At 73.0% G+C, this 25,447-nt stretch carries 25 protein-coding genes; 11 read left to right on the top strand and 14 right to left on the bottom strand.

Features of this window, described 5'->3' with window-relative positions; all coding sequences use genetic code 11:
- Positions 1-34: 34 nt before the first annotated feature.
- Complete coding sequence (locus OHV05_RS06260) at positions 35-283, top strand: hypothetical protein (protein ID WP_405016746.1); 249 nt, start codon at positions 35-37, stop codon at positions 281-283.
- Entirely contained in the window at positions 280-657 is a 378-nt protein-coding gene (locus tag OHV05_RS06255) for a toxin Doc (protein ID WP_403041199.1), read from the top strand. Before OHV05_RS06260 ends, OHV05_RS06255 begins: the two co-directional genes overlap by 4 nt.
- A 31-nt stretch (positions 658-688) precedes the next feature.
- On the opposite strand, the gene OHV05_RS06250 is transcribed toward OHV05_RS06255, so the two are convergent.
- The gene (locus OHV05_RS06250; protein WP_405016745.1) at positions 689-2,665 is read right to left on the bottom strand and encodes a carbohydrate binding domain-containing protein; all 1,977 of its coding nucleotides are present in this window, start codon (positions 2,663-2,665) and stop codon (positions 689-691) included.
- Positions 2,666-3,063: 398 nt separating this feature from the next.
- Here OHV05_RS06250 and OHV05_RS06245 point away from each other — a divergent pair, with 398 nt between their 5' ends.
- On the top strand, positions 3,064-3,432 hold the full coding sequence (locus tag OHV05_RS06245; RefSeq protein WP_405016744.1) for a hypothetical protein: 369 nt from the start codon (positions 3,064-3,066) through the stop codon (positions 3,430-3,432).
- The gene (locus tag OHV05_RS06240; protein ID WP_405016743.1) at positions 3,429-3,815 is read left to right on the top strand and encodes a hypothetical protein; all 387 of its coding nucleotides are present in this window, start codon (positions 3,429-3,431) and stop codon (positions 3,813-3,815) included. The genes OHV05_RS06245 and OHV05_RS06240 overlap by 4 nt, the downstream gene beginning before the upstream one ends.
- Before the next feature lie 27 nt (positions 3,816-3,842).
- On the opposite strand, the gene OHV05_RS06235 is transcribed toward OHV05_RS06240, so the two are convergent.
- Both OHV05_RS06235 and OHV05_RS06230 read right to left on the bottom strand, forming a co-directional pair.
- Positions 3,843-4,415: a YdeI family protein gene (locus OHV05_RS06235; protein ID WP_405016742.1), complete on the bottom strand. Its 573-nt coding sequence runs from the start codon at positions 4,413-4,415 to the stop codon at positions 3,843-3,845.
- Between the two features lie 26 nt (positions 4,416-4,441).
- Positions 4,442-4,885, bottom strand: coding sequence for a DUF2000 family protein (locus tag OHV05_RS06230; RefSeq protein WP_405016741.1), 444 nt, complete (start codon positions 4,883-4,885; stop codon positions 4,442-4,444).
- Between the two features lie 49 nt (positions 4,886-4,934).
- Between OHV05_RS06230 and OHV05_RS06225 the strand changes: the two genes are divergently transcribed.
- Complete coding sequence (locus tag OHV05_RS06225) at positions 4,935-5,735, top strand: helix-turn-helix domain-containing protein (protein ID WP_405016740.1); 801 nt, start codon at positions 4,935-4,937, stop codon at positions 5,733-5,735.
- Here OHV05_RS06225 and OHV05_RS06220 read toward each other — a convergent pair.
- Positions 5,732-6,379, bottom strand: a complete 648-nt coding sequence (locus OHV05_RS06220) for a TetR/AcrR family transcriptional regulator (RefSeq protein ID WP_405016739.1) — start codon at positions 6,377-6,379, stop codon at positions 5,732-5,734. The genes OHV05_RS06225 and OHV05_RS06220 overlap by 4 nt on opposite strands.
- Positions 6,380-6,475: 96 nt before the next feature.
- On the opposite strand from OHV05_RS06220, the gene OHV05_RS06215 reads away from it, so the two are divergent.
- Positions 6,476-7,246 carry an SDR family oxidoreductase gene (locus tag OHV05_RS06215; protein ID WP_405016738.1) on the top strand — a complete coding sequence of 257 codons (771 nt, stop codon included), beginning with the start codon at positions 6,476-6,478 and terminating at the stop codon, positions 7,244-7,246.
- A 61-nt stretch (positions 7,247-7,307) separates the two neighbouring features.
- Here OHV05_RS06215 and OHV05_RS06210 read toward each other — a convergent pair whose 3' ends face one another.
- The gene (locus tag OHV05_RS06210) at positions 7,308-9,830 is read right to left on the bottom strand and encodes a hypothetical protein (protein WP_405016737.1); all 2,523 of its coding nucleotides are present in this window, start codon (positions 9,828-9,830) and stop codon (positions 7,308-7,310) included.
- Positions 9,831-10,185: 355 nt separating this feature from the next.
- Between OHV05_RS06210 and aroA the strand changes: the two genes are divergently transcribed.
- Positions 10,186-11,424, top strand: a complete 1,239-nt coding sequence (gene aroA / locus OHV05_RS06205) for a 3-phosphoshikimate 1-carboxyvinyltransferase (RefSeq protein WP_405016736.1) — start codon at positions 10,186-10,188, stop codon at positions 11,422-11,424.
- 8 nt (positions 11,425-11,432) lie between these two features.
- Here the strand turns inward: aroA and OHV05_RS06200 are convergent, their stop codons facing one another.
- The 7 genes from OHV05_RS06200 to OHV05_RS06170 form a co-directional block, all read right to left on the bottom strand.
- Positions 11,433-12,080 carry a Pr6Pr family membrane protein gene (locus OHV05_RS06200; protein ID WP_405016735.1) on the bottom strand — a complete coding sequence of 216 codons (648 nt, stop codon included), beginning with the start codon at positions 12,078-12,080 and terminating at the stop codon, positions 11,433-11,435.
- A gap of 104 nt (positions 12,081-12,184) precedes the next feature.
- Positions 12,185-12,829, bottom strand: coding sequence for a response regulator (locus tag OHV05_RS06195; RefSeq protein ID WP_405016734.1), 645 nt, complete (start codon positions 12,827-12,829; stop codon positions 12,185-12,187).
- Complete coding sequence (locus tag OHV05_RS06190) at positions 12,826-14,037, bottom strand: sensor histidine kinase (protein WP_405016733.1); 1,212 nt, start codon at positions 14,035-14,037, stop codon at positions 12,826-12,828. Before OHV05_RS06190 ends, OHV05_RS06195 begins: the two co-directional genes overlap by 4 nt.
- A complete protein-coding gene (locus OHV05_RS06185; protein WP_403041187.1) occupies positions 14,034-15,017 on the bottom strand; it encodes a hypothetical protein in 984 nt (327 codons plus the stop codon). The genes OHV05_RS06190 and OHV05_RS06185 overlap by 4 nt, the downstream gene beginning before the upstream one ends.
- A gap of 80 nt (positions 15,018-15,097) precedes the next feature.
- The gene (locus OHV05_RS06180; RefSeq protein ID WP_405016732.1) at positions 15,098-16,474 is read right to left on the bottom strand and encodes an FAD-dependent oxidoreductase; all 1,377 of its coding nucleotides are present in this window, start codon (positions 16,472-16,474) and stop codon (positions 15,098-15,100) included.
- A gap of 191 nt (positions 16,475-16,665) precedes the next feature.
- Positions 16,666-17,370 carry a hypothetical protein gene (locus OHV05_RS06175; RefSeq protein WP_405016731.1) on the bottom strand — a complete coding sequence of 235 codons (705 nt, stop codon included), beginning with the start codon at positions 17,368-17,370 and terminating at the stop codon, positions 16,666-16,668.
- Positions 17,371-17,468: 98 nt separating this feature from the next.
- Complete coding sequence (locus tag OHV05_RS06170) at positions 17,469-17,732, bottom strand: DUF1876 domain-containing protein (protein ID WP_403041184.1); 264 nt, start codon at positions 17,730-17,732, stop codon at positions 17,469-17,471.
- 172 nt (positions 17,733-17,904) lie between these two features.
- On the opposite strand from OHV05_RS06170, the gene OHV05_RS06165 reads away from it, so the two are divergent.
- The 4 genes from OHV05_RS06165 to OHV05_RS06150 are packed head-to-tail and all read left to right on the top strand — an operon-like array spanning position 17,905 to position 23,587.
- Positions 17,905-19,017, top strand: coding sequence for a CaiB/BaiF CoA transferase family protein (locus tag OHV05_RS06165; RefSeq protein ID WP_405016730.1), 1,113 nt, complete (start codon positions 17,905-17,907; stop codon positions 19,015-19,017).
- A 12-nt stretch (positions 19,018-19,029) separates the two neighbouring features.
- Positions 19,030-20,172 carry an acyl-CoA dehydrogenase family protein gene (locus OHV05_RS06160; RefSeq protein WP_405016729.1) on the top strand — a complete coding sequence of 381 codons (1,143 nt, stop codon included), beginning with the start codon at positions 19,030-19,032 and terminating at the stop codon, positions 20,170-20,172.
- A gap of 11 nt (positions 20,173-20,183) precedes the next feature.
- Positions 20,184-21,398, top strand: coding sequence for an acetyl-CoA C-acetyltransferase (locus tag OHV05_RS06155; RefSeq protein ID WP_405016728.1), 1,215 nt, complete (start codon positions 20,184-20,186; stop codon positions 21,396-21,398).
- 29 nt (positions 21,399-21,427) lie between these two features.
- On the top strand, positions 21,428-23,587 hold the full coding sequence (locus OHV05_RS06150) for a 3-hydroxyacyl-CoA dehydrogenase NAD-binding domain-containing protein (protein ID WP_405016727.1): 2,160 nt from the start codon (positions 21,428-21,430) through the stop codon (positions 23,585-23,587).
- Here OHV05_RS06150 and OHV05_RS06145 read toward each other — a convergent pair.
- Entirely contained in the window at positions 23,584-24,330 is a 747-nt protein-coding gene (locus tag OHV05_RS06145; RefSeq protein ID WP_405016726.1) for a MerR family transcriptional regulator, read from the bottom strand. The genes OHV05_RS06150 and OHV05_RS06145 overlap by 4 nt on opposite strands.
- An 86-nt stretch (positions 24,331-24,416) precedes the next feature.
- The gene (locus OHV05_RS06140) at positions 24,417-25,427 is read right to left on the bottom strand and encodes an isopenicillin N synthase family dioxygenase (protein ID WP_405016725.1); all 1,011 of its coding nucleotides are present in this window, start codon (positions 25,425-25,427) and stop codon (positions 24,417-24,419) included.
- Between the last annotated feature and the right edge of the window lie 20 nt (positions 25,428-25,447).

Raw genomic sequence — 25,447 nt, 5'->3', positions numbered from 1 at the left:
TGCTGCCTGGTACCCCTCCGGTACCGTGCCTTTCATGCCAGCGCTCAACATCGAGTACACCGAGCTCGAACTCGCCGCGATCCGCGCGGCCGCCGCCGCGGACGGTAAGAGCGTGAAGGCGTACGTCCACGATCTGAGCGTCCGTGAGCAGCAGCGGCGGACCTTCGTGGAGCACGCGGTGGCGTTCTGGCACGAGCACCTGGACGAGTTCGACGCGGCCTTCCCCGAGGACGCTCCGGCCCTTCCCGGGGACGCTCCGGCCGAACGGGGCCCCGCCGCGTGAAGACCGTGCTGCACGTGGACATCCGCTGGCTGCTCGACGTCCAGGAGCAGGCGTACCCGGAGGACCTGACCGTCCGCGACTACTCGGCCCTGCAGGCCGCCGTCGCCCGGCACCGGGTGAACACCGCCCAGCTCGGCCACGACGCCGACCCGTCCTGGTGCGCGGCGGCCCTGATGCACACCATCGTGCAGCTGCGCCCGCTGCCGGTGCGCAACAACCTCTACGCCTGCATGGCCACCGCCGCGTACATGCACGCGGCCGAGGAGGGCATCGACCCGCCGTACGGCGCGTTGGTCGAACTCGCCCGGGACGTGGCCGAGTTCAAGGCCGACGTGTTCGTGGCGGCGGACCGCATCCGGTCCTGGCGGATCTGAGCCCGCGCGGACCGGAGGCGGCCCTCCCGGGTCAGCCCGGCACGACGGTCACGTCGTCGCACCAGCCGTAGCCGGTGCCGCTGCGGGCGTAGCAGTAGACCTTGGCGCCGGTGGCGTTCGGTCCGGTGGTGAAGGTGGTGGCACCCTCGGTCCAGCCGGTGGTGGTGAAGGCGGCCCGGGTGGTGGAGCCGAGCGTGTCGTACTGCTTCACGCCGAGCGAGAGCTCGGTGCCGGTGGCGGAGACCCGGCCCCAGCCGGAGAGCCGGTAGGTGGTGTTCGGGGCGAGGGTGATCACCTGCTCGGCGGCGGCCTGGGCCGGGCCGACCTTGGCGGCGCGGGTGCCGGAGTGGGCGCCGGTGGCGTCGACGGTGACGCCGCCGTAGAAGGTCCAGGGCGCGAGGGCGCCGGTCTCGAAGCCGGGGTTGCGGACGGCGTTGGCCGGGGCGCAGGCGGCGTCGTCGAAGGCGGCGGCCTGCTGGAAGCCCCGGTCGGGTCGGCAGACGGCGGGTACGGCGGCGCCGAACCAGTCCCGGCCGCCGTTGCCCGCGATCACCGAACCGGAGGAGCGGGCGGGGGAGTTGGCGCCGATCCGGTAGTCCTCGGCGGCGCTGCCGCCGGGGTTGGTGAAGCCCGGGTCAGCGGTCAGCTTCTCCGGGTCGGCCGGCTCGTTGGCCGGGTGGTTGCCGAAGAAGGTGTTGGCGGTCCAGCCGAAGTCGGCGGGCTGGTAGGTGCTGGAGCCGAAGCCCGTGTAGCCGCCGGTGCCGAGGTTGTGGAAGAGGTTGCCGGACAGCCGGGTGGCGGTGGTGCCGGAGCCGTCCTGGATGATCGCGGTGGTCGAACCGGTGGGCAGGTACACGGTGTTGTTGTACATCTGGGCGTTCTTCTCGCCGACCGCGAACAGCCAGCGGCTCCTGTCGGCCCGGCTCAGGTTGTACCTGACCACCGTCCCGGTGCTGCTGGAGCCCGCGCCGCAGGCTCCGCAGAACAGCATGAAGCCGCCCTCGTTGTCGTGGCTGTAGTTGTACTGGAACACCGCGCCGGTGTTGCCGTAGTCGGAGTCGAAGGCCATCCCGTCGTTGTTGTCGGACAGCCGGCGGACGTGGTGCACCTCGTTGTACTGGACGGTGGTGTGGTCCGAGTTGATGGTCCAGACACCGGCGTTGGAGCCCATCGGGCGCATCGCGATGTCGTACGCGGTGTTGTGCTCGACCAGCGCGTGGTCGGCGGCGCGGACCACGATGCCGTCGCCGCCGGTGTCGCTGACGGTGTTGCCCCGGAACACCAGCCGGGTGCTCGGGCGCCAGTTGACCGTGGAGCCGCAGCCGTCCCCGCTGCCGTAGCTCGGGCGGCACATCCAGGTGGAGCGGTTGGTCAGGCCCTCGCGGTCGACCCGGGTGATCCGGGAGTTCTGCACCACGACGTCGTCGAAGTTGGTGGGGGTGGTGGTGCCGGAGACCCGGAACTGGATGCCGTTGGACCACTTGGTGGCGTCGCCGTTGACGTCGTGCACGTAGACGTCGTCGACCAGGTAGTGCGAGCCGACCCCGTCGGGCAGGTCGGCGACCTCGACCAGCAGGCCGTTGCGCTCGCGCTTGGTGGCGGCGGGATCGGGGAAGCTGATCTCCAGTTCGCGCAGCTCCCAGTACTCGACGTTGTGGAGGTGCACGGCGGCCTGCTCGGCCGAGGCCGGGTCGCCGTGCACCACCGGGCGGGCGGTGCCGGGGCCGTAGCCGGCCAGCGTGATCGGCGCACCGGGGGCGCCGGAACCCTGCGGCCGGAGGGTGCCGAGGCAGTCGGCGCCGCGCTTGAGCAGCAACTGGTCGCCGGGGCCGAAGACATGGGCGTTGGCGGCGGCCGGAGTGTTCCAGGGGCTGGCGGCGGTACCGGTTCCGTTGGTCGCCGCGGAGCAGTCCAGATAGCTGGTGACGGGGGTGGCGGCGGATGCCGGGGCCGGGAGGGCCGCGGCGGTGACCGCCAGGAGGGCGAGTGCGATTCGGGGCAGGAGCATGGGTGGGGTGACTCCCTGAGCGACGATGAGATCGATCGAGACCGTTAGATCAACTGGCGATCGAATGCTACAAAGTGATCGGGTGGTCGGAACAGACCCGTGCACGGGGAAAGGGGAACCTCCTGCGGTGGCCGGAGCTGCCACCGCCCGGGCGACCCGGGGTGCGCCCGGGGCGCGTGGGAACTGACGTGGCGTCACCCGTCCGGGTAGCGCCGCAGTCGTCCGGGGTGGGATGAACAGGGTGGGGCCGCACAATCGGCCGGATGGATGACGTTCCCCGCTGCCCTCCGCCGCCACCGCCACCGGCGTGCCCGTCGGAGTCGGCCACCCCGACGCCGACGGCGTCCACCGCACCGCCGTCGCCCTCGGCTTCACCGTCGCCCTCGCCCACGGTCGCGGTGCCCAGCCCGACGCCCGCCGTGCCGGTCGTGCCCGCCGCGCCCGCGAGCAGTGTCGCCGTGGTGCACGCGGCGCCCCGCACGCCGGCCCCGAAGGCGGCCCGGCCCAAGCCACCGGCCGTGGTGCCCGCGGTGGCGGCCGAGTCGACGACCCCTCAGGTCGTGGTGCCCCCACCGCCGTCGGTGCCGCCACCGCCACCGGTGACCTTCAGCGCGCTCGCCGCCCCGCCGCCCGTCGTGCCGCCCGGTGCCACCGCGCCCGGGATCGACCCGGTGGTCTGGTCGGTCGTGCTGCTGCTGGTGGTCCTCGTCCCGGCCGCGCTGGCGGCCCTGCTCCACCCCATCCACCGCCCCGGGAGCCGCACGTGAACCTGCTCGCCCTGCTCGGCGCCCTCGCCGCCCTGCTGATCGCGGTGACCGGCCTCGCCGTCGCCCACCGGCTGCGCCCCGCCCTCCCCGAGGGTGAGCCGGTGCCCGAGCCGCACTCGGTCCTGCTGACCATCGGCTCCGGCCTGCTGTCCGGCTTCGTGCTGCTCACCGGCTTCCTGGTGGCCACCGGCTGGGCCGCCCGCACCACCAACATCCTGCCGCCGCTGGGCCTCTACGCGGCGGACGGCTGCGCCGCGGTCGCCGTCCTGCTCTACCCGGCCCTGGCCGGACTGCCGTTCACCGCCCGGCACGTGACCGCCGTCGCCTTCTTCGGCGCCCTGGTCGGCTACACCCTGACGGCCGCGTTCCAGCTCCGCCCCTGACCGGCCGTCGGATGGTCCGACGGCCGGTCAGTCGACCTGCCCGGAGAGCGACTTCACCGCCCGGTCCAGGCGGGCCTGCCGGGTCTCGGGGGTGAGGGCCTGCAACAGGGGCAGCAGCAGTTGGTAGCGCCCGGACTGGTTGAGGGCCTCGAAGGCCCGGGCCGCGGCCGGATCGGCGGCCAGCGCCTCGGCCAGGTCGGCCGGCACCGTGGCGTTCCGCTGCGAGGCGTACGCGGCGGCCCACCGTCCGTCGGCCTGGGCCCGGCGGACCTCCGCGAGGCCGGGCTCGCGCATCCGGCCGGCGGCGGTGAGTTCGGCCACCTTCTCCACGTTGACCTGGGACCAGAGGCTCCGGGGGCGGCGGGGCACGTACCGCTGCAGGTAGTACTCCTGGTCGAGGGAGCGGCGCTGGCCCGAGATCCACCCGAAGCAGAGGCCGTGGTCGACCAACTCGTCCTCGGTGACGCTCGGGATGCCCGAGTTCTTCTTGCCGACCTTGACCCACACCCCCTCCTGCCGCCCGTGGTGCTCGGCCAGCCACCGCTCGAACGCGGCCCCGTCCGGGAAGGCCACGATCTCCACACCGTCACGCTCGTCCATGCCGCTCAGGGTAGGGCCGCCGTGGGTCAGGGGTGCATCCGCGCGCCCTTGAGGATCTTGTCCACGGCGTTCCGCGGCCCGTGCACGGCCAGCCCGACCAGGTCGAGCTGGTGGGTGCCCACGGCCCGGACGGCCGCCCGGTTGTCGCGGTCGTTGCCGGTGCCGAACAGGTCCGAGGTGAACACGGCCGCCGGCACCTCGCGGGACAGCGCGCGGCCGTGCGCGGCGGTCAGCAGCTCCTTCGACCCCTCGAAGACCAGCACCGGCTGACGGAACATCGGCAGGTACCCGACCCCGTCGGCGTCCGCGTACGGCTCGCCGATCAGCTCGGGAGCCGCCGCGCCGAGGCCGCTGACCAGGAAGGCGGTCACGTTCAGCCGCTGCCAGGGCTCGAGGTCGGTGCGCAGCAGTACGGCGATCTTGGTGTCGAAGCGGACGGGGGCGGGGGCGGTCTCGTGGTCGGTGCTCATGGGTCGAGACTGCGGGGTCGGCGGCGGCGCCGTCTTGTACGTTCTTTGCATGACGCCCCGCCAGGACATCACCGCTTGGCGCCCGGCGGTCCCGGGTGTCACCGAGGTGCTGCACGCCCGCTTCACCGGGCACAGGTACCCGATGCACGTCCACGACAGCTGGACCCTGCTGATCGTCGACGACGGCGCGGTCTCCTACGACCTGGACCGTCACCGGCGCGGCACCCCGGGCGACACCGTCAGCCTGTTGCCGCCGCTCGTCCCGCACAACGGCTCACCGGCCACCGCCGACGGCTTCCGCAAGCGGGTGCTCTACCTGGACACCACCCAGCTGGACGCCAGCTTCATCGGCCCGGCCGTCGACGGTCCGGACCTCACCGACCCCGTACTGCGCGCCCGGATCGGGCAGTTGCACACGGCGCTGGCCCGCCCCGGGGACGAGCTGGAGGCGGAGAGCCGGCTCGCGCTGATCGGCGAACGCCTGCGGACGCACCTGCGGCCCCGGCTGGTGCCGGCCGGCGAGCCCCCGCGCGGGGTGGCCCAGGACCTGCGGGACCTGCTCGACGCCCGGCTCCGCGAGGCCACCACGCTGGACCAGGCCGGACGCCTGCTGCACGCCCACCCCGCCCATCTGGTCCGGGCGTTCACCGCCGCGTACGGCATCGCGCCGCACCGGTACCTGACGTCGCGTCGGGTGGACCTGGCCCGGCGGCTGCTGCTGGACGGGCAGCCGCCCGGCGAGGTGGCGGTGGCCGTCGGCTTCTACGACCAGTCGCACTTCACCCGGCACTTCAAGCGGACCTGGGGCGTCACCCCGGGGCGCTACGCCCGGACCGGCGCCGCCCGTTAGGGCCAGGCCCGCATGGCGAACTCGGCGACCTGCTCCAGCTCGGCCCGGGTCGCGCCGTCGCGGGCCCGCTGGGACATGCCCTGCAGGACCGTGCCGACGAAGACGGCCAGGGCGGCGGCGTCGGTGCCGGGCGGCTCGTGCCCGGCCGCGACATCGGCCCGGATCCGGGACTCCAGGGTCCGGACGTTGGCGTTGCGGACCTCGCGCATGGCCTGCTCCAGCTCGGGCGCCGTGCAGTTGACCGTCGAGCTGGTCACCAGGCAGCCCCAGGGGTGGGCCGGGTCGGTGTACTCGGCCGCCGCGGTGCGCAGCATCCGTGCGATGCCCGCCCGGACGGTCGGCCCCTCGTCCAGTGCGCGCGGCAGGGTGGTGCCGTACTTCTGCGCGTAGCTGGCCACCGCCTCCTCGAACAGCGAGCGCTTGTCGCCGAAGGCCGCGTAGAGGCTGGGCGGGCGGATGCCCATGGCGGCCGTCAGGTCGGCGACCGAGGTGGCTTCGTAGCCGCGCTCCCAGAACAGGTCGACGGCCCGCGCCAGGGCGGCCTCGCGGTCGAACGAGCGGGGCCGGCCGCGCGCGGGCGCGGCGTGGTCGGCGGGCAGGTCGCTGGGCTGTCCGGGTGATTCGGCGGTCCGATCGGTGGCCATGCCGGAATTCTATATCGGGCACTACAGAAAAGTGCTACGGTCTCGTTCCGTAGTGATCGCTACAGAACTGACCACGAGGGGAACGAGGGCGCAGCCATGGGTTCGCTTGCAGGTAGGACGGCACTGGTCACGGGCGGCAGCCGGGGCATCGGTCGGGGCGTGGCCGAGCGGCTGGCCCGCGAGGGTGCGCGGGTCGCGGTGCACTACGGCACCAACCGGGAGGCCGCCGAGCAGGTCGTCAAGGAGATCAGGGCCGGGGGCGGCAGCGCGTTCGCGATCGGTGCCGAGCTGGGCGTGCCCGGTGACGCGGAGGCGCTCTGGGCGGCGTTCGACGCCGGGCTGGCCGAGCACACCGAGGGCGCGACCGGGCTGGACATCCTGGTCAACAACGCCGGTGTCAACGCCCTCGGGCGCATCCACGAGGTGACCGAGGCGGACTACGACCGGGTCTTCGCGGTCAACGTCAAGGCGCCGTTCTTCGTCATCCGCCACGGCCTCGACCGCCTGCGGGACGGCGGCCGGATCGTCAACATCTCCTCCGGCGCCACCCGGATCGCCTTCCCCGGCATCACCGCCTACTCGATGACCAAGGGCGCGCTCGACGTCCTGACGCTGACCCTGGCCCAGGACCTCGGGCCGCGTGGGATCACGGTGAACTCGGTCAGCCCGGGGATCGTCGCCACCGACATCAACCCCTGGCTGGCCGACCCCGACGCACACGCCCAGGCGGCCTCCTACTCCGTCTTCGGCCGGGTTGGCCAGGCGGCGGACATAGCCGGCGTGGTCGCCTTCGTGGCCTCCGAGGACGCCCGCTGGGTCACCGGCCAGACGCTGGACGCGACCGGTGGCTCGGTGCTGGGCGTGTAGTCCGCACCGGGGAGGGCGGCCCGGGAGTGTTCCGGGCCGCCCTCGATCGGCTGACGGGCGGTCAGTCCTGGTCGGGCCCGGCCAGGATGCACAGCAGCGAGCAGGCCACCGCCGAGGACGGCGCGCTGGTGCCGGGCGTGGTGCCCGGGGGCGAGCCGGCCGGGACGAAGGACGCCGAGGCGGTGTTCTTCAGCGGCAGCGCCAGCAGGAACGAGTTGCAGTGCACCTGTCGGCTCGCGCCGGGCGCCAGGTCGAAGGTGCCGGCCGCGCTCCGGCAGGCGGGGGTGACGGCGTCGTTGATCTGGACGCCCGAGGCGGCCACCTGGCCGGAGTTGGTGACGGTGATCCGCCAGTACGCGGTGCCCAGCAGGCGCAGCAGGCCGACCGGGCTGGTCTTGGCCCAGGGCCCGGGCCCGCCCGGGCCGCAGTCGTGCGGGTGGTCGGAGGCGCAGATTTCCTTGACCACCGAGATCTTGGGCCGGCACCCGTCCCCGGGGGCGACGGCCAGCGTGACGGTGTTGGAGCTGAACTGCCCGGTGACGTCCACGCCGGTGGCGGTGTTGGTCAGCTGGGTGGTGGCGCAGTCGGCGGTGGCGACGGTGCGGAAGCACAGCTGCGGGGCGTCACCCTGGTACTCCACCGTCAGGGTCGGGTGCTTGCCGCCGCCGAAGTCGTCGGTGGAGGTGAGGACCAGCTGCACCGAGACGGTGACGGCCGGGTGCGCGGTGGCGCTGATCCCGCTGAGGTCGACCGTCCCGGCCGAGGTCAGCGGCGGGGCGGCGAGCACCGTCCCGTCGGGATCGGTGACGCTGACCCGGGAGGCGGCCAGGTCGACGTGCGAGAGGTCGATGTCCAGCAACTCGGCCCGGGTGTACGCCTGGACGTGGCCGGTGCCGCCGTCGCAGTAGAAGGCCGACGGACGGAGCGTCACGGTGGCCCCGCTGTGCACGCAGGGCGAGGTGCCGGTGGCCGGGTCCATCGAGAACAGCACGCCCGCGTCACCGAGGCCGATCAGGCACCGGGTGGTGGCGTCGTAGCTGTAGCCGTAGTCGCGGGTGACACCGTTGTTGACCCCCGGGTGCAGCGCGGGCTGCGGGAATCCGGCGCACGGCGCGGCGTGCGTCCAGTCGTGGCAGATCGTGCCGCCCGGGATGCCGCCGCTCCACAGCGGGAAGTAGCTGCGGGTCTCGCCGTTGGCGGTGACGACCTCGGGGTTGAAGGTCAGCACGCCGCCGTTCAGCCCGCCCAGGCTGCTCGGCGGGCTCAACGGGGCGCCGGCCAGGGTGAAGCAGCCCGTGGTCAGGGTCGCGCCGCCGGAGGAGGTGGTGCAGACGCCGTTGGCGTGGCCGGCGGTGTCGTAGGAGGTGTAGGCGCCGTAGGTGTAGTAGGCGGCGGTGGGAGCGGCCTGGAGCGGCGTCTCCCAGCCGGTGCAGGCGAGCCGGGTCGCCGGGTCGAAGCAGCCCAGGGCGGGCGGCAGCGCGGCGGTGGAGCCGCTGGTCATCGGCGCCGAGGAGGCGAACACCTTGCCGTCGGCGACGGTGGTGGCGCCCATGTACTGCGCGCCGGGCGTGCTGGGGAGGTCATGGTTGGGCGGGACGATCGCGGCATACGGCTGCCCGGCGCAGGGGGTGCGGGTGCTGACGGTCAGACAGAGCACCTGCCCGGTGCCGGCCACGCCGTACAGGTTGCCCGCGGTGGTCACCAGCCCGGCCAGCCCGTTCGCGGCGGACGCCGATCCGGCCACCGGGGCCAGGGCGAAGAACCCGCAGTTCGCCTTGGCGTCCAGATCCAGGCAGCCGACGCCGACGGAGCCGCCCGAGACGCCGGGGTAGTAGACCGTGCCAGGCCGCTGCGGGTCCTCGACGTACTGGGGCGCCAGCGTGCTGGCGATGTCCCCGGTGTTGCCCGAACCGAGCGGTCCCGGTGTGCTGTTGAGCGGCCGGGGCCAGGGCCCGCCGCTGCACGGCAGGCCGGTGCCGAGGTCGCTGCAGACCACCTGGCGGGCGGCGGCCGCCGCGTGGTGGTAGATGTTCCAGGACTGCACCTCGCCCAGCGCCGTCCGGTGCAGGATCGGCGTGAAGCCGTCGCCGCCGGTGGACTGGCTGGTGGGCCGCACCGGTGCGAGCAGCGGCGCCGAGAGCTCGGTGCCGCCGGGGCGGGCGTTCGGGGTCTCGGCGCGGACGGCGGTGGTCGCGGTGCCCGGGTCGGTCGGCGTGAAGGTGGTCCCGTCGGTGGACCAGGAGGGCGTCCAGCCGGGCGGCGTGCGCAGCGACCCCGGCAGGTAGGTCTGGGCGGTGCCCGCACCGGTGATCAGGTCGGTGAGGGTGGCGGGCGCGGCGGCCGGGGAGTCGGCCGCGTTGCGGTAGCCGACGGCCCAGTTCACGGTGTCACCGTGCTCGGCCGCCGCGGCGCCCGGGTGGGTCACGTTCTGAACGGACTTCACCAGGGCGGACGGTGACGTGTCGGCAGTGGCCGCACCGGACATCGGCGCGCCCACACCCACCAGCAGCGCGGCCGTCAGGGAGGCGGCCGCGGTGGTGCGCAGGAGGAGGTTGATTCGGGGTGAGAACAGGCATCTCAGCATGGATTCCCCACCTTGTTCGGCGGGCGGCCGGCACAGTGCCTGGCCTGCCCGGGCCGACCCTAGGGCAATCCGGGATATCCATTTGGCAGATCTACCGAACATATGGCGAACTGAAAATATTCGACCACGATGCGCAAGGAAAGGGATTCCGGACGGTCGAAGACCGTGCACGGTACGGTCGCCATCGAACTGACGGTGCGTCCGACCATCGGGGCGGCTTTCGGCTGCCACCGCCGACGGCCGCCCCGGGCCCGAGCTGACGGACTGCGGTCCGAGTCGTGGGACGGCCCCCGGTGGTCGGGGTGCGGCGGGGGAGGATGGGGCGGCCCGAGATGAGCCCGCCGTGGAGGATGTTGTGACGGTTGTCGAGATACCCGGATCGAAGTCGGTGACGGCGCGTGCGCTGTTCCTGGCGGCTGCGGCGGAGGGGACCACCAGGCTGGTGCGGCCTCTGCACTCGGACGACACCGAGGGGTTCGCCGAAGGGCTGGCCGGGCTCGGGTACCGGGTGACGGCCGAAGGGGCGGACTGGGTGATCGAGGGGCGGCCGCAGGGGCCGGCCAACGACGCCGAGGTGTACTGCCGGGACGGGGCGACCACGTCGCGGTTCCTGCCGGCGCTGGCGGCGGCCGGGTACGGGGAGTTCCGGTTCGACGCCTCGGCGCAGATGCGGCGGCGGCCGCTCGGCCCGCTGACCGAGGCGCTGCGGGAGCTCGGGGTCGAGCTGGTGCACGAGGAGCAGGAGGGCCACCATCCGCTGCGGATCCGCGCGAAGGGTGTCCGGGGCGGCGAGCTGACCCTCGACGCCGGGCTGTCCTCGCAGTACCTGACGGCGCTGCTGCTGCTCGGCCCGCTGACCGAGGAGGGCCTGCGGATCACCGTCACCGACCTGGTCTCGGCGCCGTACGTCGAGATCACGCTGGCGATGATGCGCAGCTTCGGCGTGCAGGTGCGGCGCGAGGGCAAGGTCTTCGTGGTGCCGCCGGGTGGCTACACGGCGGTGGACTACCCGGTCGAGCCGGACGCCTCGACGGCGAGCTACGTGTTCGCGGCGGCCGCGCTGACGGGCCGTGAGGTGACCGTCCCCGGCCTCGGGCGGGACGCGCTCCAGGGCGACCTGCGGTTCGTCGACGTGCTGGAGCGGATGGGCGCGACGGTGCGGATCGGCGCGGACGCGGTCACCGTCACCGGCGCCGAGGGCGGCCGGCTGCGCGGGCTGACGGTCACCATGCGGGACATCTCCGACACCATGCCCACGCTCGCCGCGATCGCCCCGTTCGCCGACGGTCCGGTGCGGATCGAGGACGTCTACAACACCCGGGTCAAGGAGTGCGACCGCCTGGAGGCGTGTGCGGAGAACCTGCGCCGTCAGGGGATCGCGGTCGAGACCGGCCGGGACTGGATCGAGATCCGGCCCGGCACCCCGCGGGCGGCGGAGATCGCCACCCACGGGGACCACCGGATCGTGATGTCCTTCGCGGTCGCGGGCCTGCGTACGCCGGGCACCACCTTCGACGACCCGGGCTGCGTGCGGAAGACCTTCCCGGCGTTCCACCAGGAGTTCGCGCGGCTGCGCGCCGCCTGGGGCGTCTGATCCCGGCGCTACGCCTCGACCGGCCGGAGCCTGCGCGCGACCAGTGTGCCGAGCCGGTCGAGGCCGACCACCAGCGCGGCCAGCGCGACGAACTCGAAGGTCAGCTGGACCACCTGGAGCGACACCCAGCCGTAGCCCTTCTCGGACGGGTCGAGGAAGAAGTACGGGTACTTGTTCGGAAAGTCCGGGAAAGCCGCGGCCCGGATCAGCGTGACGGCCGCGTAGCCGAGCGGGAAGGCCAGCCAGAGCGGCAGGTCCTTCCAGCGCGAGACGTTCCGCGGCTTGAGGCAGAGCCAGTCGGTCAGCACCAGCACGGGCGTGACGTAGTGCAGGAAGAAACTCGACCACTCCTGCCGCAGGTCGGCGCCGTCGACCAGGCCGGGCAGCGGGTTGACGCCCTTGTTCAGCAGGATGTGCGCGACCAGCCCGGTGATGGTGATGTACAGCGTCGCGGCGCCGCGCAGCCGGGGCGCGGGGGCGTCCACGGTGCCCCGCTTGACCATCCAGTACACGGCACCGATGAAGTAGCCGAGCACGATGACGTTGCTGTCCACGGTGAAGTACACCAGGGAGCCGGTGCCGAGGATCAGCCCCAGCCCCGCCGACACCACCACGGCCAGGCGCAACCAGAGCGCCGGGCGGGTCCAGACCGACATGCGTTCACCAGTTCTTGTCGTACGGTTCGCCCCCCAGGGGCCCGGTCGCCGCACTCTACCCGCGGGTAGCCGGGTGCGGAAGAAGAGCCCGGGGGTCGGTCCGGTCAGCCCGGCCGGACGAAGCCGGACTCGTACGCGGTGATCACCGCCTGGGTGCGGTCGCGGGCGCCGAGCTTGGCCAGCACGCTGCCGACGTGCGTCTTCACGGTCTCGGGGCTGACCACCAGCCGTTCGGCGATCTCGCCGTTGGTGAGGCCGGCGGTCATCAGCCGGAGCACCTGGCCCTCCCGTTCGGTGAGCCGGTCGGTCGGCGCGGGGCCGGCGGCGGGTGCCCGCCGGCCGGCCGCCAACTGGCGGATGGCGTTCGGGAAGAGCAGTGAGTCGCCGTGCGCGACCAGCCGGACCGCCTGCACCATCTCCTCCGCCCTGGCCCGCTTGAGCAGGAAGCCGGCCGCCCCGGCGCGCAGCGCCCCGTAGACGTGGTCGTCGTTCTCGAAGGTGGTCACCACCAGCACCCGGGGCGCCGGGTCGAGGGTGGTCATCAGCTGTTCGGTGGCCCGGATGCCGTCGATCCCCGGCATCCGGACGTCCATCAGCACCACGTCCGGCCGCAGCTCGCGCACCAGCGACACCACCTCGGCGCCGCTCGCCGCCTCACCCACCACGGTCAGGTCGGCCTCGGCGTCCAGGATGGCCCGCAGGCCCAGCCGGACCAGCCGCTCGTCGTCGGCCACCACCACCCGGATCATGACGTCTCCCCCTCGATCGGCAGCCGGGCGGCCAGTCGCCACCGGCCGTCCCCGGTCTGTCCGGCGGCGCACTCGCCGCTCAGCACGGCGGCCCGCTCGGCCATCCCGGGCAACCCCCGGCCGCCACCGGGGCGGCTCGGCCGCTCCGCGCCGACCGGGTTGCTCAACTCCAACTCCAGTACTCCGTCGGCCAGTTCGATCCGAAGCGCGGCGGGTACCTGCCCGGCGTGCCGGAGCACGTTGGTCAGGCCCTCCTGGACGATCCGGTACGCGGCCCGGGACACCTCGCCGGGCAGGGCGGCCAGCCCCGGCCCGGCCCGGGTCTCGACCGGCACCCCGGCCAGCTCCAACTGGCGGAGCAGGGAGCTCAGTTCCGCCAGGGTCGGACCGGCGGCCGGATCGGCGACCTGGTCCTCGCGGAGCAGGCCGAGCACGGTGTCCAGTTCGGCGACGGCGGCCCGCGCGGTCTCCTCGATCGCCCGCAGCGCCTCCGCGACGAACTCCGGACTGCTCGCCAGCACCCGTCCGGCCGCGGCCGCCTGGATGCCGACCGCGCTCAACGCGTGCCCGACCGAGTCGTGCAACTCCCGTGCCAGCAGGTTGCGTTGGGCCAGTTCCAGGGCCCGCCGTTCGGCGACGGCGAGCTTCTCGTCGGGCGTCGGGCCGAGCAGCGCCGGGGCGGTCCTGGCCAGCCAGGCCCCGGCGGCCGCGTTGGCGAGCACGGGGAGTGCGGCCAGGCCGAGCGCGAGCAGCGGCAGCGGCACATCGGTCTCGCCGAACCAGATCGGGATCGCGGCGTGGTGCGGAAAGGCCAGCAGGACGACCACGGCGGGCGGCACCGCCAGCGACAGCCCGGAGACGATCCCGCCGAGCAGCAGGTGCTGGACGTACCAGGCCGCCGTGCGCCGCCGGGCCGCCCAGGACTGCGACGCGGTGGTCGCCAACTCCGCTGCCCCGCCCAGCCCGAGCGCCCGGGCGGCGGTGCTCTCCAGCACCCGGACCAGCGGGACCAGCGCGGTGACCGCGGCCATCGGCAGTGCCAGGGCCAGCGCGAGGAACTGCAGCAGCACCGTCCGCCCGGGGTCCTGGTCGCCGAACCGGGAGATGAGCAGGACCAGCGAGAGCATCCAGTACGGCATCAACAGCGCGCCGCCGAGCACCAGATGCACCCAGCGCAGGGCCGCGCTGCGCCCGATCAGTGCACTCATCCGGCTGACTCTACGTCAGCCCGGGCGGAGGCGTGTTCGAGCAGGGCGACCGCGCCGACCACCAGCAGCAGCAGACCCGCCCCGGCCTGTCCGATGCCCACCAGCGAGGTGACCGGCGGGACGGCGTCGGCCGCGCTCGGCACCTCGGTCCGCAGGCCGTCCGCGAACAGCATCCAGGAGCCCCAGGCGAACACCGCACCGGCCGCCAGCCAGGCGGTGACCAGGGTGGGCCGGAGCGGACGGTCCGGGCCGAGCCGGAAGGCCAGCCGGAGGAAGGCCGCGCCGGCCGCGAGCAGCAGTACGGCGGTGACGCCCGCGATGATCCGGGTCGGCCGCTGCGGCCCGTCCTGGAAGGAGAGCGGCAGGCCGCGGTCCCCGCCCAGCGCCCAGTACAGCTTGGCGGCCGCGACCGGCAGGGCGAGCCCGGCGGCCACGCAGCTCAGCACCTGCTGGAGCCGGAGCGTGGCGGTGCGCGGCAGGTCGCCGATCCGGCCGCCGAGCAGCGCGGCCCAACGCTCCCGGGCGTGCAGCACGAATCCGGTGATCAGGGTCAGCCCCTGGAGCACGAAGCCGCCGTAGACCAGGACGAACACCCAGGGCTGCAGCCACCCCTGCGCGGTGGCCGGGGGTTCGCCGCCGAGCACCAGCTGCGCGCCGAAGATCAGCGGCAGCTCGACCACCAGGGTGCCGAGCAGCCCGGTGGCCACCCACATCGGGAAGACCAGCAGGCCGACCGGCACCCGCCGGCCCCAGGGGCGGACGAAGGCGAGCGCGAGCAGCAGGGCGACGGCGTCCATCCCGAAGGTGATCAGGTTGGCCAGCCAGAGCGCGTCGTCGCCGACCGGGAGGTCGGCCCGGTCGGTGAAGCCGACCGTACTGCCGCACAGCCAGAGCAGTTTGACGGTCAGGTAGGGGAGGGTCGCCGCGACGGTGGCCGCGCACAGGCCACGGCGGAGGGCGCCGGCAGAGGTGAGGTCCATGCCCCGACCCTCTCGCCCGGCGCCCCTGCCGCACGTCCACCGTGGTCACGAACCGGCTCCCCCTGGCGGGGGAAGCCGTGCTACTCCTGAGGGAGGGTCACCCCGCTGGCGCGGAGCATCTCGGCCCGCTCCACGACCTTGACCCGCTCGCGGTCCTGCGGCTCGCCGAGCGCCCGCTCGTACGCGTCCAGCAGCTTCCAGCCGTCCCAGGTGGTGTAGCCGACGCCGTTCGCGGTCAGGTGCGCGACGATCGCGTCCTGCTCCGGGGCCTCCGGGGAGCGCAGCGCGCCGGCCCGGAAATCCTCGATCAGGCAGGCCACGGTCTCGTTGGCGTCGCCCTTGGTGTGGCCGATCAGGCCGACCGGGCCGCGCTTGATCCAGCCGGTGACGTAGGTGGACGGCAGGTGCTGCCCGCCCTCGATCACCCGGCCCGCCTGGTGCGGGACGGTGCCGGAGAGGGTGTCGAAGGGCAGCTTGGCCAGCTCCTGGGAGAGGTAGCCGACCGCGCGGTAGACCGACTGGACGTCCCAGTCCTGGTACGTGCCGGTGCCCTTGACGTTGCCGGTGCCGTCCAGCTCGGTGCGCTCGGTGCGCAGGCCGACCACCTTGCCGTCCGCGCCGAGCACCTCGACCGGGGACTCGAAGAAGTGCAGGAAGAGCTTGTGCGGGCGGTCGCCGACGTCGCGGATCGCCCAGTTCTCCAGGGTGGAGGCGACCATGTCGGCCTGCTTGTTGCCCCGGCGGGTGGCGATGCTGCCGTCGTCGTAGTCGATGTCCTCGGGGTTGACGATCACCTCGATGGTGGGCGAGTGGTCGAGCTCGCGCAGCTCCATCGGGCTGAACTTCGCCTGGGCCGGGCCGCGGCGGCCGAAGACGTGGATCTCCACGGCCTTGTTGGCGGCCAGACCGGCGTGGACGTTCGGCGGGATCTCGGTGGGCAGCAGCTCGTCGGCGGTCTTGGCCAGGATCCGGGCCACGTCCAGCGCGACGTTGCCGACGCCGAGCACGGCGACCTTCTCGGCCTCCAGCGGCCAGGTCCGCGGGACGTCCGGGTGGCCGTCGTACCAGGAGACGAAGTCGGCCGCGCCGTAGGAGCCGTCCAGACCGATGCCGGGGATGTCCAGCGCGCGGTCGGCGTCGGCGCCGGTGGAGAAGACCACGGCGTCGTAGAACCGGTGCAGGTCGTCCAGGGTGAGGTCGGTGCCGTAGTCGACGTTGCCGAACAGGCGGATCTGCGGCTTGTCGAGCACCTGGTTCAGCGCGGACACGATGCCCTTGATCCGGGGGTGGTCGGGGGCGACGCCGTAGCGGATCAGACCGAAGGGGGCAGGCATCCGCTCGAACAGGTCGATCGAGACCCCGGGTTCGGTGGCGACCTCGGACTTCAGCAGCGCGTCGGCGGCGTAGATGCCGGCGGGGCCGGCTCCGACTATGGCCACTCGGATGGGGCGAGGCATGCGGTGCGTCCTTCGGCTGGGCGGCGGTTATCCGCCAGGGTGGCTGGCGGCTTCTGGTTAGGCTACCCTTTCCGCGGTTATGGCCTCATAGGGATGATCTATGTCCGGCCGGGAACAGGCAGGTCCGCGCAGCCGACTGCGGGGCCCGGTGGTCCGGACCCCGCAGTCGAGGGGGCGTCGGTGCGGGAGGGTCAGGCCGCCGGGCCCGGCTGCTCCGACGCGGCTTCGGTGGTCATCAGCAGCGCGACGCAGGCCGCGAGCATCCAGAGCGCGAAGATCAGCGGGGTGACCCAGGCGCCGAACGGGCCGGCCAGGCAGAGGACGGCCAGCACGAACGCGAACCAGCCGAGCCAGGCGGGCAGCGCGTGGACGGTCTGCACCGCGCGCCAGAGGGCGAACAGCAGGATCGACACGCCCACCATCGCCGCGATCGCGGCGGCGTAGGACATGTCCAGCAGCAGGATGGCGATCACCGCGGTGCGGGGCTCGACCGGGAAGCCGTCCGCGTTGTCGGCGGTGATGCCGAACAGGTTCCCGGTGGTGCCGGCCAGCATGATGAACACCATGAAGACCGTGCCGCCCAGCAGCATCAGGGTCGACAGGTTGCCGACCCGGCCGGCCCGCCGTTCCGCCCCGCGCACGGTCCGGATCAGCGCCACCAGGAACCAGGCGAACAGCAGGGCCGAACCGAGGTGCATCAGGGCCGACACCTCGGCGAGGTTCTGGTTGCCGTGGTTGAGGTAGAAGCGGGTGAGCTGCGGCACCGCATTCGCTCCGTCGTACTCCGGCGTCCGCCACAGGAGCAGTTGTCCGGTCACCAGTAACCCGGCGGACAGCACGCCCGCGACCACCGCCGACATGGTGCTGCGATGGGGATCCACGCGCAATGACGTCATGATCGCGACCTTCCGGACGAATCATCCCGAGCTATGAAATTTTACCACCGGGCCCCCGTGGCCACCCGGGCCCGGCGGTCGGGTCGGCTGACGGTGGGTCAGAAGATCAGGTGGGCGGTGGTGCGGGTGCGGTCCTCGATTCCGGCGGCGGCCCGGTGGATCAGCTCGTGGGCCAGGTTGGAGCAGGCGCGGGCGGCGGCCAGTTCCTCGCCGACGGTGGAGTCGGGGGAGTCGCCCGGATTACGGCGGGCGATGCCGACTCCCCGGACGCCCGGGGCGCTGAAGCCGCTGAGCGTCGCGGTGCAGGCGGTGCGGTTGTCGTCCTCCTCGAAGACGAGGTCGACGATCCAGTGGTTCTGCATGTCCGATCACCTCTCCCGGTCGATCGTTCAGCCCCAGAATCCGCCTGCGCGGAGCCGATCGCAAGGCCGTCCCCGACGCGCTGTCGGGGCCCTTGTTACCGGCTGGTCACTTGTCTATCATCGCGACTGTGACAGCCCCACTGTCAAACTTGGAGGACAGCCGGTGGCACAGATGACCAGTCCCGGGCCACTGGCCGGGGTCAGGGTGGTGGAGCTGGCCGGGATCGGACCGGGGCCGTTCGCCGCGATGCTGCTCGCCGACCTCGGCGCCGACGTGGTCCGGGTGGACCGGCCGGGCCCGGCGGTGCTCGGTGTCGACCCGGCGTACGACGTCACCAACCGCAACAAGCGCTCGGTGCTGGTCGACCTGAAGGCGCCCGAGGGGCCCGGCCGGGTGCTCGACCTGGCGGAGCGGGCCCACCTGCTGATCGAGGGCTACCGCCCGGGTGTGGCCGAACGCCTCGGCATCGGCCCCGACGCCTGCCTGGCCCGCAATCCCGCGCTGGTCTACGGCCGGATGACCGGCTGGGGCCAGAGCGGCCCGCTCGCCCAGCGGGCCGGGCACGACCTCGGCTACGCGGCCACCGCCGGCGTGCTCGGCCTGGCCGGGGCGGCCGACGGCCCGCCCGCCTTCCCCGCCAACCTGCTCGGCGACTACGCCGGCGGCTCGCTCTACCTGGTGACCGGCCTGCTGGCCGCGCTCCGGCACGCCGAACGGACCGGCACCGGACAGGTGGTGGACGCCGCCATCGTGGACGGCGCGGCCCACCTGACCACCATGCTCTGGGGCCTGCTGGCCGCCGGGCTCTGGCAGGACGGACGCGGCGTCAACCTGCTGGACGGCGGCGCCCCCTGCTACTCCGTCTACCAGGCGGCCGACGGCGGCTACCTGGCCGTCGGCGCGCTGGAGCCGCAGTTCTACGCCGAGTTCGCCCGGCTGCTGGAGCTCGGCCCGGACGCCCCCGGCCAGTACGAGCAGGCCCGCTGGCCCGAACTCCGGGCGTTGATCGCCACCCGGTTCGCGACCAGGACCCAGGCCGAGTGGGCCGCCGTCTTCGAGGGCACCGACGCCTGCACCGCCCCCGTACTGACGCTCGGTCAGGCGGCCGAGCACGAACACCTGGTGGCGCGCGGCACGTACGTCACCGCCGGCGGGATCACCCAGCCCGCACCCGCCCCGCGCTTCTCCGTCACCCCCGGCGCGCTGCGCCGCCTCCCGGCGCAGCCCGGCGGTCACACCGCCGAGGTGGCCCGGGACTGGGACGTCAAGAGTCTCTCCAGCTGAAGGCAGGACACCGTGCAGCGTGAGATCTACACCGAGGAGCACGAGGCGTTCCGGGAGACCGTGCGCGCCTTCCTGGCCAAGGAGGTGCTCCCGCACCACGAACGCTGGGAGCAGGCCGGGATCGTCGACCGCTCGGCCTGGCAGGCGGCCGGCCGGCAGGGCCTGCTCGGCCTGGCCGTCCCCGAGGAGTACGGCGGCGGAGGCAGTGCCGACTTCCGCTACCCGGCCGTGCTGGCCGAGGAGTTCACCCGGGCCGGGGCCAGCGGGCTGGCACTCGGCCTGCACAACGACATCATCGGCCCGTACCTGACCCAGCTGTCCACCGAGGAGCAGAAGCGGCGCTGGCTGCCGGGCTTCTGCTCCGGTGAGCTGGTCAGCGCGATCGCGATGACCGAGCCGGGCACCGGCTCCGACCTGCAGGGCATCACCACCCGGGCCGAGGACCGGGGCGACCACTACCTGCTGAACGGCGCCAAGACCTTCATCTCCAACGGCATCCTGGCCGACCTGGTGATCGTGGTGGCGAAGACCACCGCCGAGGGCGGCGCGCACGGCCTCAGCCTGCTGGTGGTGGAGCGCGGGATGCCGGGCTTCGAGCGCGGCCGGAACCTGGACAAGATCGGCCAGAAGGCCCAGGACACCGCCGAGTTGTTCTTCCAGGACGTCCGGGTGCCGAAGGCCAACCTGCTCGGCGAGGAGAACCAGGCGTTCCTGTACCTGATGCGCAACCTGGCCCAGGAGCGGCTGGCGATCGCGGTCTCGGCGATCGCCGGGGCTGAGCACCTGGTCGAGCTGACCACTGAGTACGTCAAGCAGCGCACCGCGTTCGGGAAGCCGCTGGCCAAGCTCCAGCACGTCCGGTTCGAGATCGCCGAGCTGGCCACCGAGTGCGCGGTCACCCGGACCTTCGTGGACCGCTGCATCACCGAGCACAACCGCTACGCGCTCACCCCCGTGGACGCCTCGATGGCCAAGTGGTGGGCCACCGAACTGCAGAAGCGCACCGCCGACCGCTGCCTGCAACTGCACGGCGGCTACGGCTACATGACGGAGTACCCGGTCGCCAAGGCATTCACCGACGGCCGGATCCAGACCATCTACGGCGGCACCACCGAGATCATGAAAGAGATCATCGGCCGCTCCCTGCTGACCTGAGAGGCACTCACGTGACCACCGAGGCGTACGTCTACGAGGCGATCCGCACCCCACGCGGCCGAGGCAAGAGCAACGGCAGCCTGCACGGCACCAAGCCGATCGACCTGGTGGTCGGTCTGATCCACGAACTCCAGGCCCGTCTCCCCGGGTTGGATCCGGCCGCGATCGACGACATCGTGCTCGGCGTGGTCAGCCCGATCGGCGACCAGGGCTCCGACATCGCCCGGATCGCCGCGATCGCGGCCGGGCTGCCGGACACCGTGGCCGGGGTGCAGGAGAACCGCTTCTGCGCCTCCGGCCTGGAGGCGGTCAACCTGGCCGCCGCCAAGGTCCGTTCGGGCTGGGAGGACCTGATCCTGGCCGGCGGCGTGGAGTCGATGAGCCGGGTGAAGATGGGCTCCGACGGCGGCGCCTGGTTCGCCGACCCGATGACCTCCTACGACACCCACTTCGTCCCGCAGGGCATCGGGGCCGACCTGATCGCCACCATCGAGGGCCTGTCCCGCGCCGACGTGGACGCCTTCGCCGCCGAGTCCCAGGCCCGCGCCGCCAAGGCCCAGGCCGACGGCCTGTTCGACCGCTCGGTGGTCCCGGTCAAGGACCGCAACGGGCTGGTGGTGCTGGACCGGGACGAGTTCATCCGCCCCGGCACCACGGTCGAGACGCTGGCCGGGCTCAAGCCCTCGTTCGCCGGGATCGGCGAGGCGGGCGGCTTCGACGCGGTGGCGCTGCAGAAGTACCACTGGGTCGAACGGATCGACCACGTGCACCACGCGGGGAACTCCTCCGGCATCGTGGACGGTGCCGCCCTGGTGGCGATCGGCTCCCGGGAGATCGGCGAGCGGTACGGGCTGCGCCCGCGGGCCCGGATCGTCTCGGCCGCCGTCTCAGGATCCGAGCCCACCATCATGCTCACCGGTCCCGCCCCCGCCACCCGCAAGGCGCTGGCCAAGGCCGGGCTGACCGCCGCCGACATCGACCTGGTCGAGATCAACGAGGCGTTCGCCGCCGTCGCGCTCCGGTTCATCCGCGAACTCGGCTTCCGGCCCGACCAGGTGAACGTCAACGGCGGCGCGATCGCGCTCGGCCACCCGCTCGGCGCCACCGGCGCGATGCTGCTCGGCACCATCGTCGACGAGCTGGAGCGGCGCGACCTGCGCTACGGCCTGATCACCCTGTGCGTGGGCGGCGGCATGGGCGTCGCCACCATCGTCGAGCGCATCTGACCACCCGTCACTCCTGGAGACCTGGACTCATGACTGCCACCACCCCCATCCGCTGGGAGCAGGACGCGACCGGCGTGGTCACCCTGGTACTGGACGACCCGGACCAGTCCGCCAACACCATGAACGCCGCCTTCACCGACGCGCTGGAGGCAACCGTCGCCCGGCTGAAGGCCCTTGACGGCCTGCGCGGCGTCGTCGTCACCTCCGCCAAGAAGACCTTCTTCGCCGGCGGCGACCTGCGGCTGATCTCGGCCGCCCGTCCCGAGGACGCCGAGCGGGTGTTCGACAACTCGATGCGGATCAAGCGTGCGCTGCGCACCCTGGAGACCCTGGGCCGCCCGGTGGTCGCCGCGATCAACGGCGCCGCGCTCGGCGGCGGCCTCGAACTCGCGCTGGCCTGCCACCACCGGGTCGCACTGGACGCCCCCGGCAGCAAGATCGGCCTGCCCGAGGTGACGCTGGGTCTGCTCCCGGGCGGGGGCGGAGTGGTCCGTACGGTGCGGATGTTCGGCATCACCGACGCGCTGCTCAAGGTGCTGCTGCAGGGCCGGCAGTACCGGCCGGCACAGGCGCTGGAGCACGGACTGGTCGATGAACTTGCTTCCACTCCAGAGGAGTTGCTCGCGAAGGCGCGGGCCTGGGTGGACGCCCACGAGGAGGCCGTCCAGCCCTGGGACGTCAAGGGGTACAAGATCCCCGGCGGCACCCCGAGCACGCCCGCGTTCGCCGCCAACCTGCCCGCCTTCCCGGCCAACCTGCGCAAGCAGCTGGCCGGTGCGCCCTACCCGGCGCCGCGCAACATCCTGGCGGCGGCGGTGGAGAGCAGCCAGGTGCACGTGGACACCGCGATGGTGATCGAGGCCCGTTACTTCGCCGAGCTGGCCTGCGGGCAGACCTCGAAGAACATGATCAAGGCGCTGTTCTTCGACATGCAGGCGGTCAACTCCGGTGCCAGCCGCCCGGATGCGGGGCCGGCCCGGAAGGCCGTCAGGGTCGCCGTGCTGGGCGCCGGGATGATGGGCGCGGGCATCGCGTACTCCTGCGCCCGGGCGGGGATCGAGGTGCTGCTCAAGGACGTCACCCAGGAGGCGGCCGAGCGCGGCAAGGCGTACTCGGCCGGGCTGCTGGACCAGGCGGTCGCGCGCGGCCGGACCACGCCCGAGGAGCGGGACGCCCTGCTGGCCCGGATCACCCCGACCGCCGACGCCGCCGACCTGGCCGGCTGCGACACCGTGATCGAGGCGGTCTTCGAGAACACCGAGCTCAAGCACAAGGTGTTCCAGGAGGTCCAGGACGTGGTCGCGCCGGATGCGCTGCTCTGCTCCAACACCTCCACCCTGCCGATCGGCGTGCTGGCCGAAGGGGTCACCCGGCGGGCCGACTTCATCGGTCTGCACTTCTTCTCGCCGGTCGACAAGATGCCGCTGGTCGAGATCATCCGGGGCCCGGAGACCGGGGACGAGGCGCTGGCCCGGGCGTTCGACCTGGTCCGCCAGATCAACAAGACCCCGATCGTGGTGAACGACTCGCGCGGCTTCTTCACCTCGCGGGTGATCGGCCAGTTCATCAACGAGGGTGTGGCGATGATCGGCGAGGGCCTCGACCCGTCCTCGGTCGAGCAGGCCGCCGCCCAGGCCGGCTACCCGGCCAAGGTGCTGTCGCTGCTGGACGAGCTGACCCTGACCCTGCCGCGCAAGATCCGGGACGAGACCCGCCGGGCGATCGAGGAGGCGGGCGGCGTCTGGCCCGCGCACCCCGCCGACACCGTGCTGGACCGGATGCTGGACGAGTTCGAGCGCCCGGGCCGGAGCGGCGGCGCGGGCTTCTACGACTACCAGGACGGCCGCCGCACCCGGCTCTGGCCCGGCCTGCGGGAGCACTTCGCCCGGCCGGGCGCGGAGATCCCGTTCGAGGACATGAAGGAGCGGATGCTGTTCGCCGAGGCACTGGACTCGGTCCGCTGCCTCGCCGAGGGCGTCCTCACCTCGGTGCCCGACGCCAACGTCGGCTCCATCCTCGGCATCGGCTTCCCGGCCTGGACCGGCGGCGTGCTCCAGTACATCAACGGCTACGACGGCGGCCTGCCCGGATTCACCGCCCGGGCCCGCGAGTTGGCCGCCGCGTACGGGCCGCGCTTCGAGCCGCCCGCGCTGCTGGCCGAGATGGCCGCCGACGGGCGGACCTTCTAGCCGGACTGCCCCGGCCGCGCGTCCTCCTCCGGGCGCGCGGCCAGCTCCTCGGCCAGCGAGCGCTGAAAGGCCGTCACCAGGGCCTGCACCACCATGGGCTGGATCCGTTCGGTCAGCGCCTTCATCCGCTCCAGCTCCCGGTCGTCCGGCTCGCTCTCCCGGTACGGGCGCCAGACCGTGTCGCGGAACAGCCGGTGCAGGTCGTGCGCGGTGGCCCGGCTGTGCAGCCGGACCACCGCGCGGGCCGCCACCAGCGTCTCCAGCGGGATCGGCACGTCCAGCACCCGGACCCCGAGCGGCAGCAGGCCCGGGTCGATCTTGAACAGCTCGGGGTCCTCGGTGCGGTGCACCGCGCCCATCGCGGCCAGCCGGTCCACGTCCGCCTCCGACAGCGGCCGCCCGGCCCGGCGGCCGAGCTGCTCCCGGGTGGCCTCCTCGGCCACCTCGGGCGTCCAGGAGGCGACCAGCGCACGGTGGATCGCCAGGTCCAACGAGCCGACTTCCTCCGGGAGTTGGGACAGGTACCGCTCGATCGCGGCCAGCGTCAGCCCCTGCCGCTGCAACTCCTCGATCAGCTCCAGCCGCCCCAGGTGCTCGGCCCCGTACCACCCCACCCGGCGCGGCCCCAGCTCCGGCGGCGGCAGCAGCCCCTTCGCGCTGTAGAACCGCAGCGTCCGGACCGTCACCCCGGCCCTGGCCGCCAGCTCGTCGACGGTCATCTGCGACGGCGCAGCCGCTGTCATGGTGAAGCCTCCCGCTCGGGATCGGACGCGGCAGTACCGCTGTGACACCAAGAGTGTGACAGCAGTACGCGTCCGGGGGCGGGCCGTCAGACCGTGAGCAGTTCGGGGTGGTGGCGCCGGGTGACCTCGGGGTGGGCGCGGGCGTAGCCCTTGAGTTCGTTGCGGCCGAACTCCGCGAAGAGGGGGTTCTCCGGGTCCTGGGTGGCGCCGGGGGCGTGGTGGGCGTGCGGGAAGTCGAGCGGGGTGATGTGGGCGTTCAGGCGGGGGTTGTAGAAGAACGGGACGGAGAACCGCTCGCGGGCGCCTGGCGGGCTGACCACGCGGTGCCGGGTGGCCTTGAGGTAGCCGTCGGTGGCCACCTCGAGCAGCTCGCCGAGGTTCACCACGAAGGCGCCGGGCATCGGCGGGACGGAGAGGTAGCCGCCGTCCGAGCGCAGCACCTCGAGGCCGCCGACGTCGTCCTGCAGCAGCAGGGTGATGAAGCCGTAGTCCTTGTGCGCGCCGACGCCCTGCGGGGTGCCCTCCGGCGGGGTGCCCGGGTAGCGCACCAGCTTGAGCCGCAGGTGGGGGTGCCCGGCGAAGGCGTAGTCGTAGAAGTCGGGGCGGGCGCCGATGGCGGCGAGCAGCTCGTGCAGCAGCCGGGCGGCCACCGAGCCCAGCCGGTCGATCCAGTGCAGGGTGGCGGCGCGCAGCCCCGGGACGGCGGCGGGCCACTGGTTCGGGCCCTCCAGCCACCAGTACGGCTGCTCGCCCGGACCGGGCACGTGGGCCGGCAGCTCGGCGCCGATGTCGAGCTGGTCGCGCCAGTCCCGGTCACCGGCGGTGCGTTCGGTGCCGGTGCGGGTGTAGCCGCGGTAGTGCGGGGAGTTGAGGTTGCTGACGGCCAGCCGGTCGGCCTCGGGGAGGGCGAAGAAGGCGTGCATGGCGTCGGTCAGCGCGGTGGTCTCCCCGGTGGTCACGCCGTGGCCGATGAGCTGGAAGAACCCCACCTCGGTGGCGGCGGCGCGCAGCGCGTCGTGCAGCCGGGCCCGGTCGTCGGCGGTGCCGTCGGCGAGCGAGAGGTCGATGACGGGGAGGCCGGTGGGTTGCGCTGTCATGGCTGCCTTCCGAGGTGGTG

It is taken from the genome of Kitasatospora sp. NBC_00070 (assembly GCF_045041205.1).
GTDB lineage: Bacteria > Actinomycetota > Actinomycetes > Streptomycetales > Streptomycetaceae > Kitasatospora.
This window is presented reverse-complemented; position numbering and strand designations above follow the sequence as displayed.

Coding starts and splice junctions, on each gene's coding strand:
- OHV05_RS06260 (WP_405016746.1), top strand. CDS start 35: ATGCCAGCGCTCAACATCGAGTACACCGAGCTCGAACTCGCCGCGATC.
- OHV05_RS06250 (WP_405016745.1), bottom strand. CDS start 2,665: ATGCTCCTGCCCCGAATCGCACTCGCCCTCCTGGCGGTCACCGCCGCG.
- OHV05_RS06235 (WP_405016742.1), bottom strand. CDS start 4,415: ATGGACGAGCGTGACGGTGTGGAGATCGTGGCCTTCCCGGACGGGGCC.
- OHV05_RS06230 (WP_405016741.1), bottom strand. CDS start 4,885: ATGAGCACCGACCACGAGACCGCCCCCGCCCCCGTCCGCTTCGACACC.
- OHV05_RS06225 (WP_405016740.1), top strand. CDS start 4,935: ATGACGCCCCGCCAGGACATCACCGCTTGGCGCCCGGCGGTCCCGGGT.
- OHV05_RS06220 (WP_405016739.1), bottom strand. CDS start 6,379: ATGGCCACCGATCGGACCGCCGAATCACCCGGACAGCCCAGCGACCTG.
- OHV05_RS06215 (WP_405016738.1), top strand. CDS start 6,476: ATGGGTTCGCTTGCAGGTAGGACGGCACTGGTCACGGGCGGCAGCCGG.
- OHV05_RS06210 (WP_405016737.1), bottom strand. CDS start 9,830: ATGCTGAGATGCCTGTTCTCACCCCGAATCAACCTCCTCCTGCGCACC.
- OHV05_RS06200 (WP_405016735.1), bottom strand. CDS start 12,080: ATGTCGGTCTGGACCCGCCCGGCGCTCTGGTTGCGCCTGGCCGTGGTG.
- OHV05_RS06195 (WP_405016734.1), bottom strand. CDS start 12,829: ATGATCCGGGTGGTGGTGGCCGACGACGAGCGGCTGGTCCGGCTGGGC.
- OHV05_RS06190 (WP_405016733.1), bottom strand. CDS start 14,037: ATGAGTGCACTGATCGGGCGCAGCGCGGCCCTGCGCTGGGTGCATCTG.
- OHV05_RS06185 (WP_403041187.1), bottom strand. CDS start 15,017: ATGGACCTCACCTCTGCCGGCGCCCTCCGCCGTGGCCTGTGCGCGGCC.
- OHV05_RS06180 (WP_405016732.1), bottom strand. CDS start 16,474: ATGCCTCGCCCCATCCGAGTGGCCATAGTCGGAGCCGGCCCCGCCGGC.
- OHV05_RS06175 (WP_405016731.1), bottom strand. CDS start 17,370: ATGACGTCATTGCGCGTGGATCCCCATCGCAGCACCATGTCGGCGGTG.
- OHV05_RS06170 (WP_403041184.1), bottom strand. CDS start 17,732: ATGCAGAACCACTGGATCGTCGACCTCGTCTTCGAGGAGGACGACAAC.
- OHV05_RS06165 (WP_405016730.1), top strand. CDS start 17,905: ATGACCAGTCCCGGGCCACTGGCCGGGGTCAGGGTGGTGGAGCTGGCC.
- OHV05_RS06150 (WP_405016727.1), top strand. CDS start 21,428: ATGACTGCCACCACCCCCATCCGCTGGGAGCAGGACGCGACCGGCGTG.
- OHV05_RS06145 (WP_405016726.1), bottom strand. CDS start 24,330: ATGACAGCGGCTGCGCCGTCGCAGATGACCGTCGACGAGCTGGCGGCC.
- OHV05_RS06140 (WP_405016725.1), bottom strand. CDS start 25,427: ATGACAGCGCAACCCACCGGCCTCCCCGTCATCGACCTCTCGCTCGCC.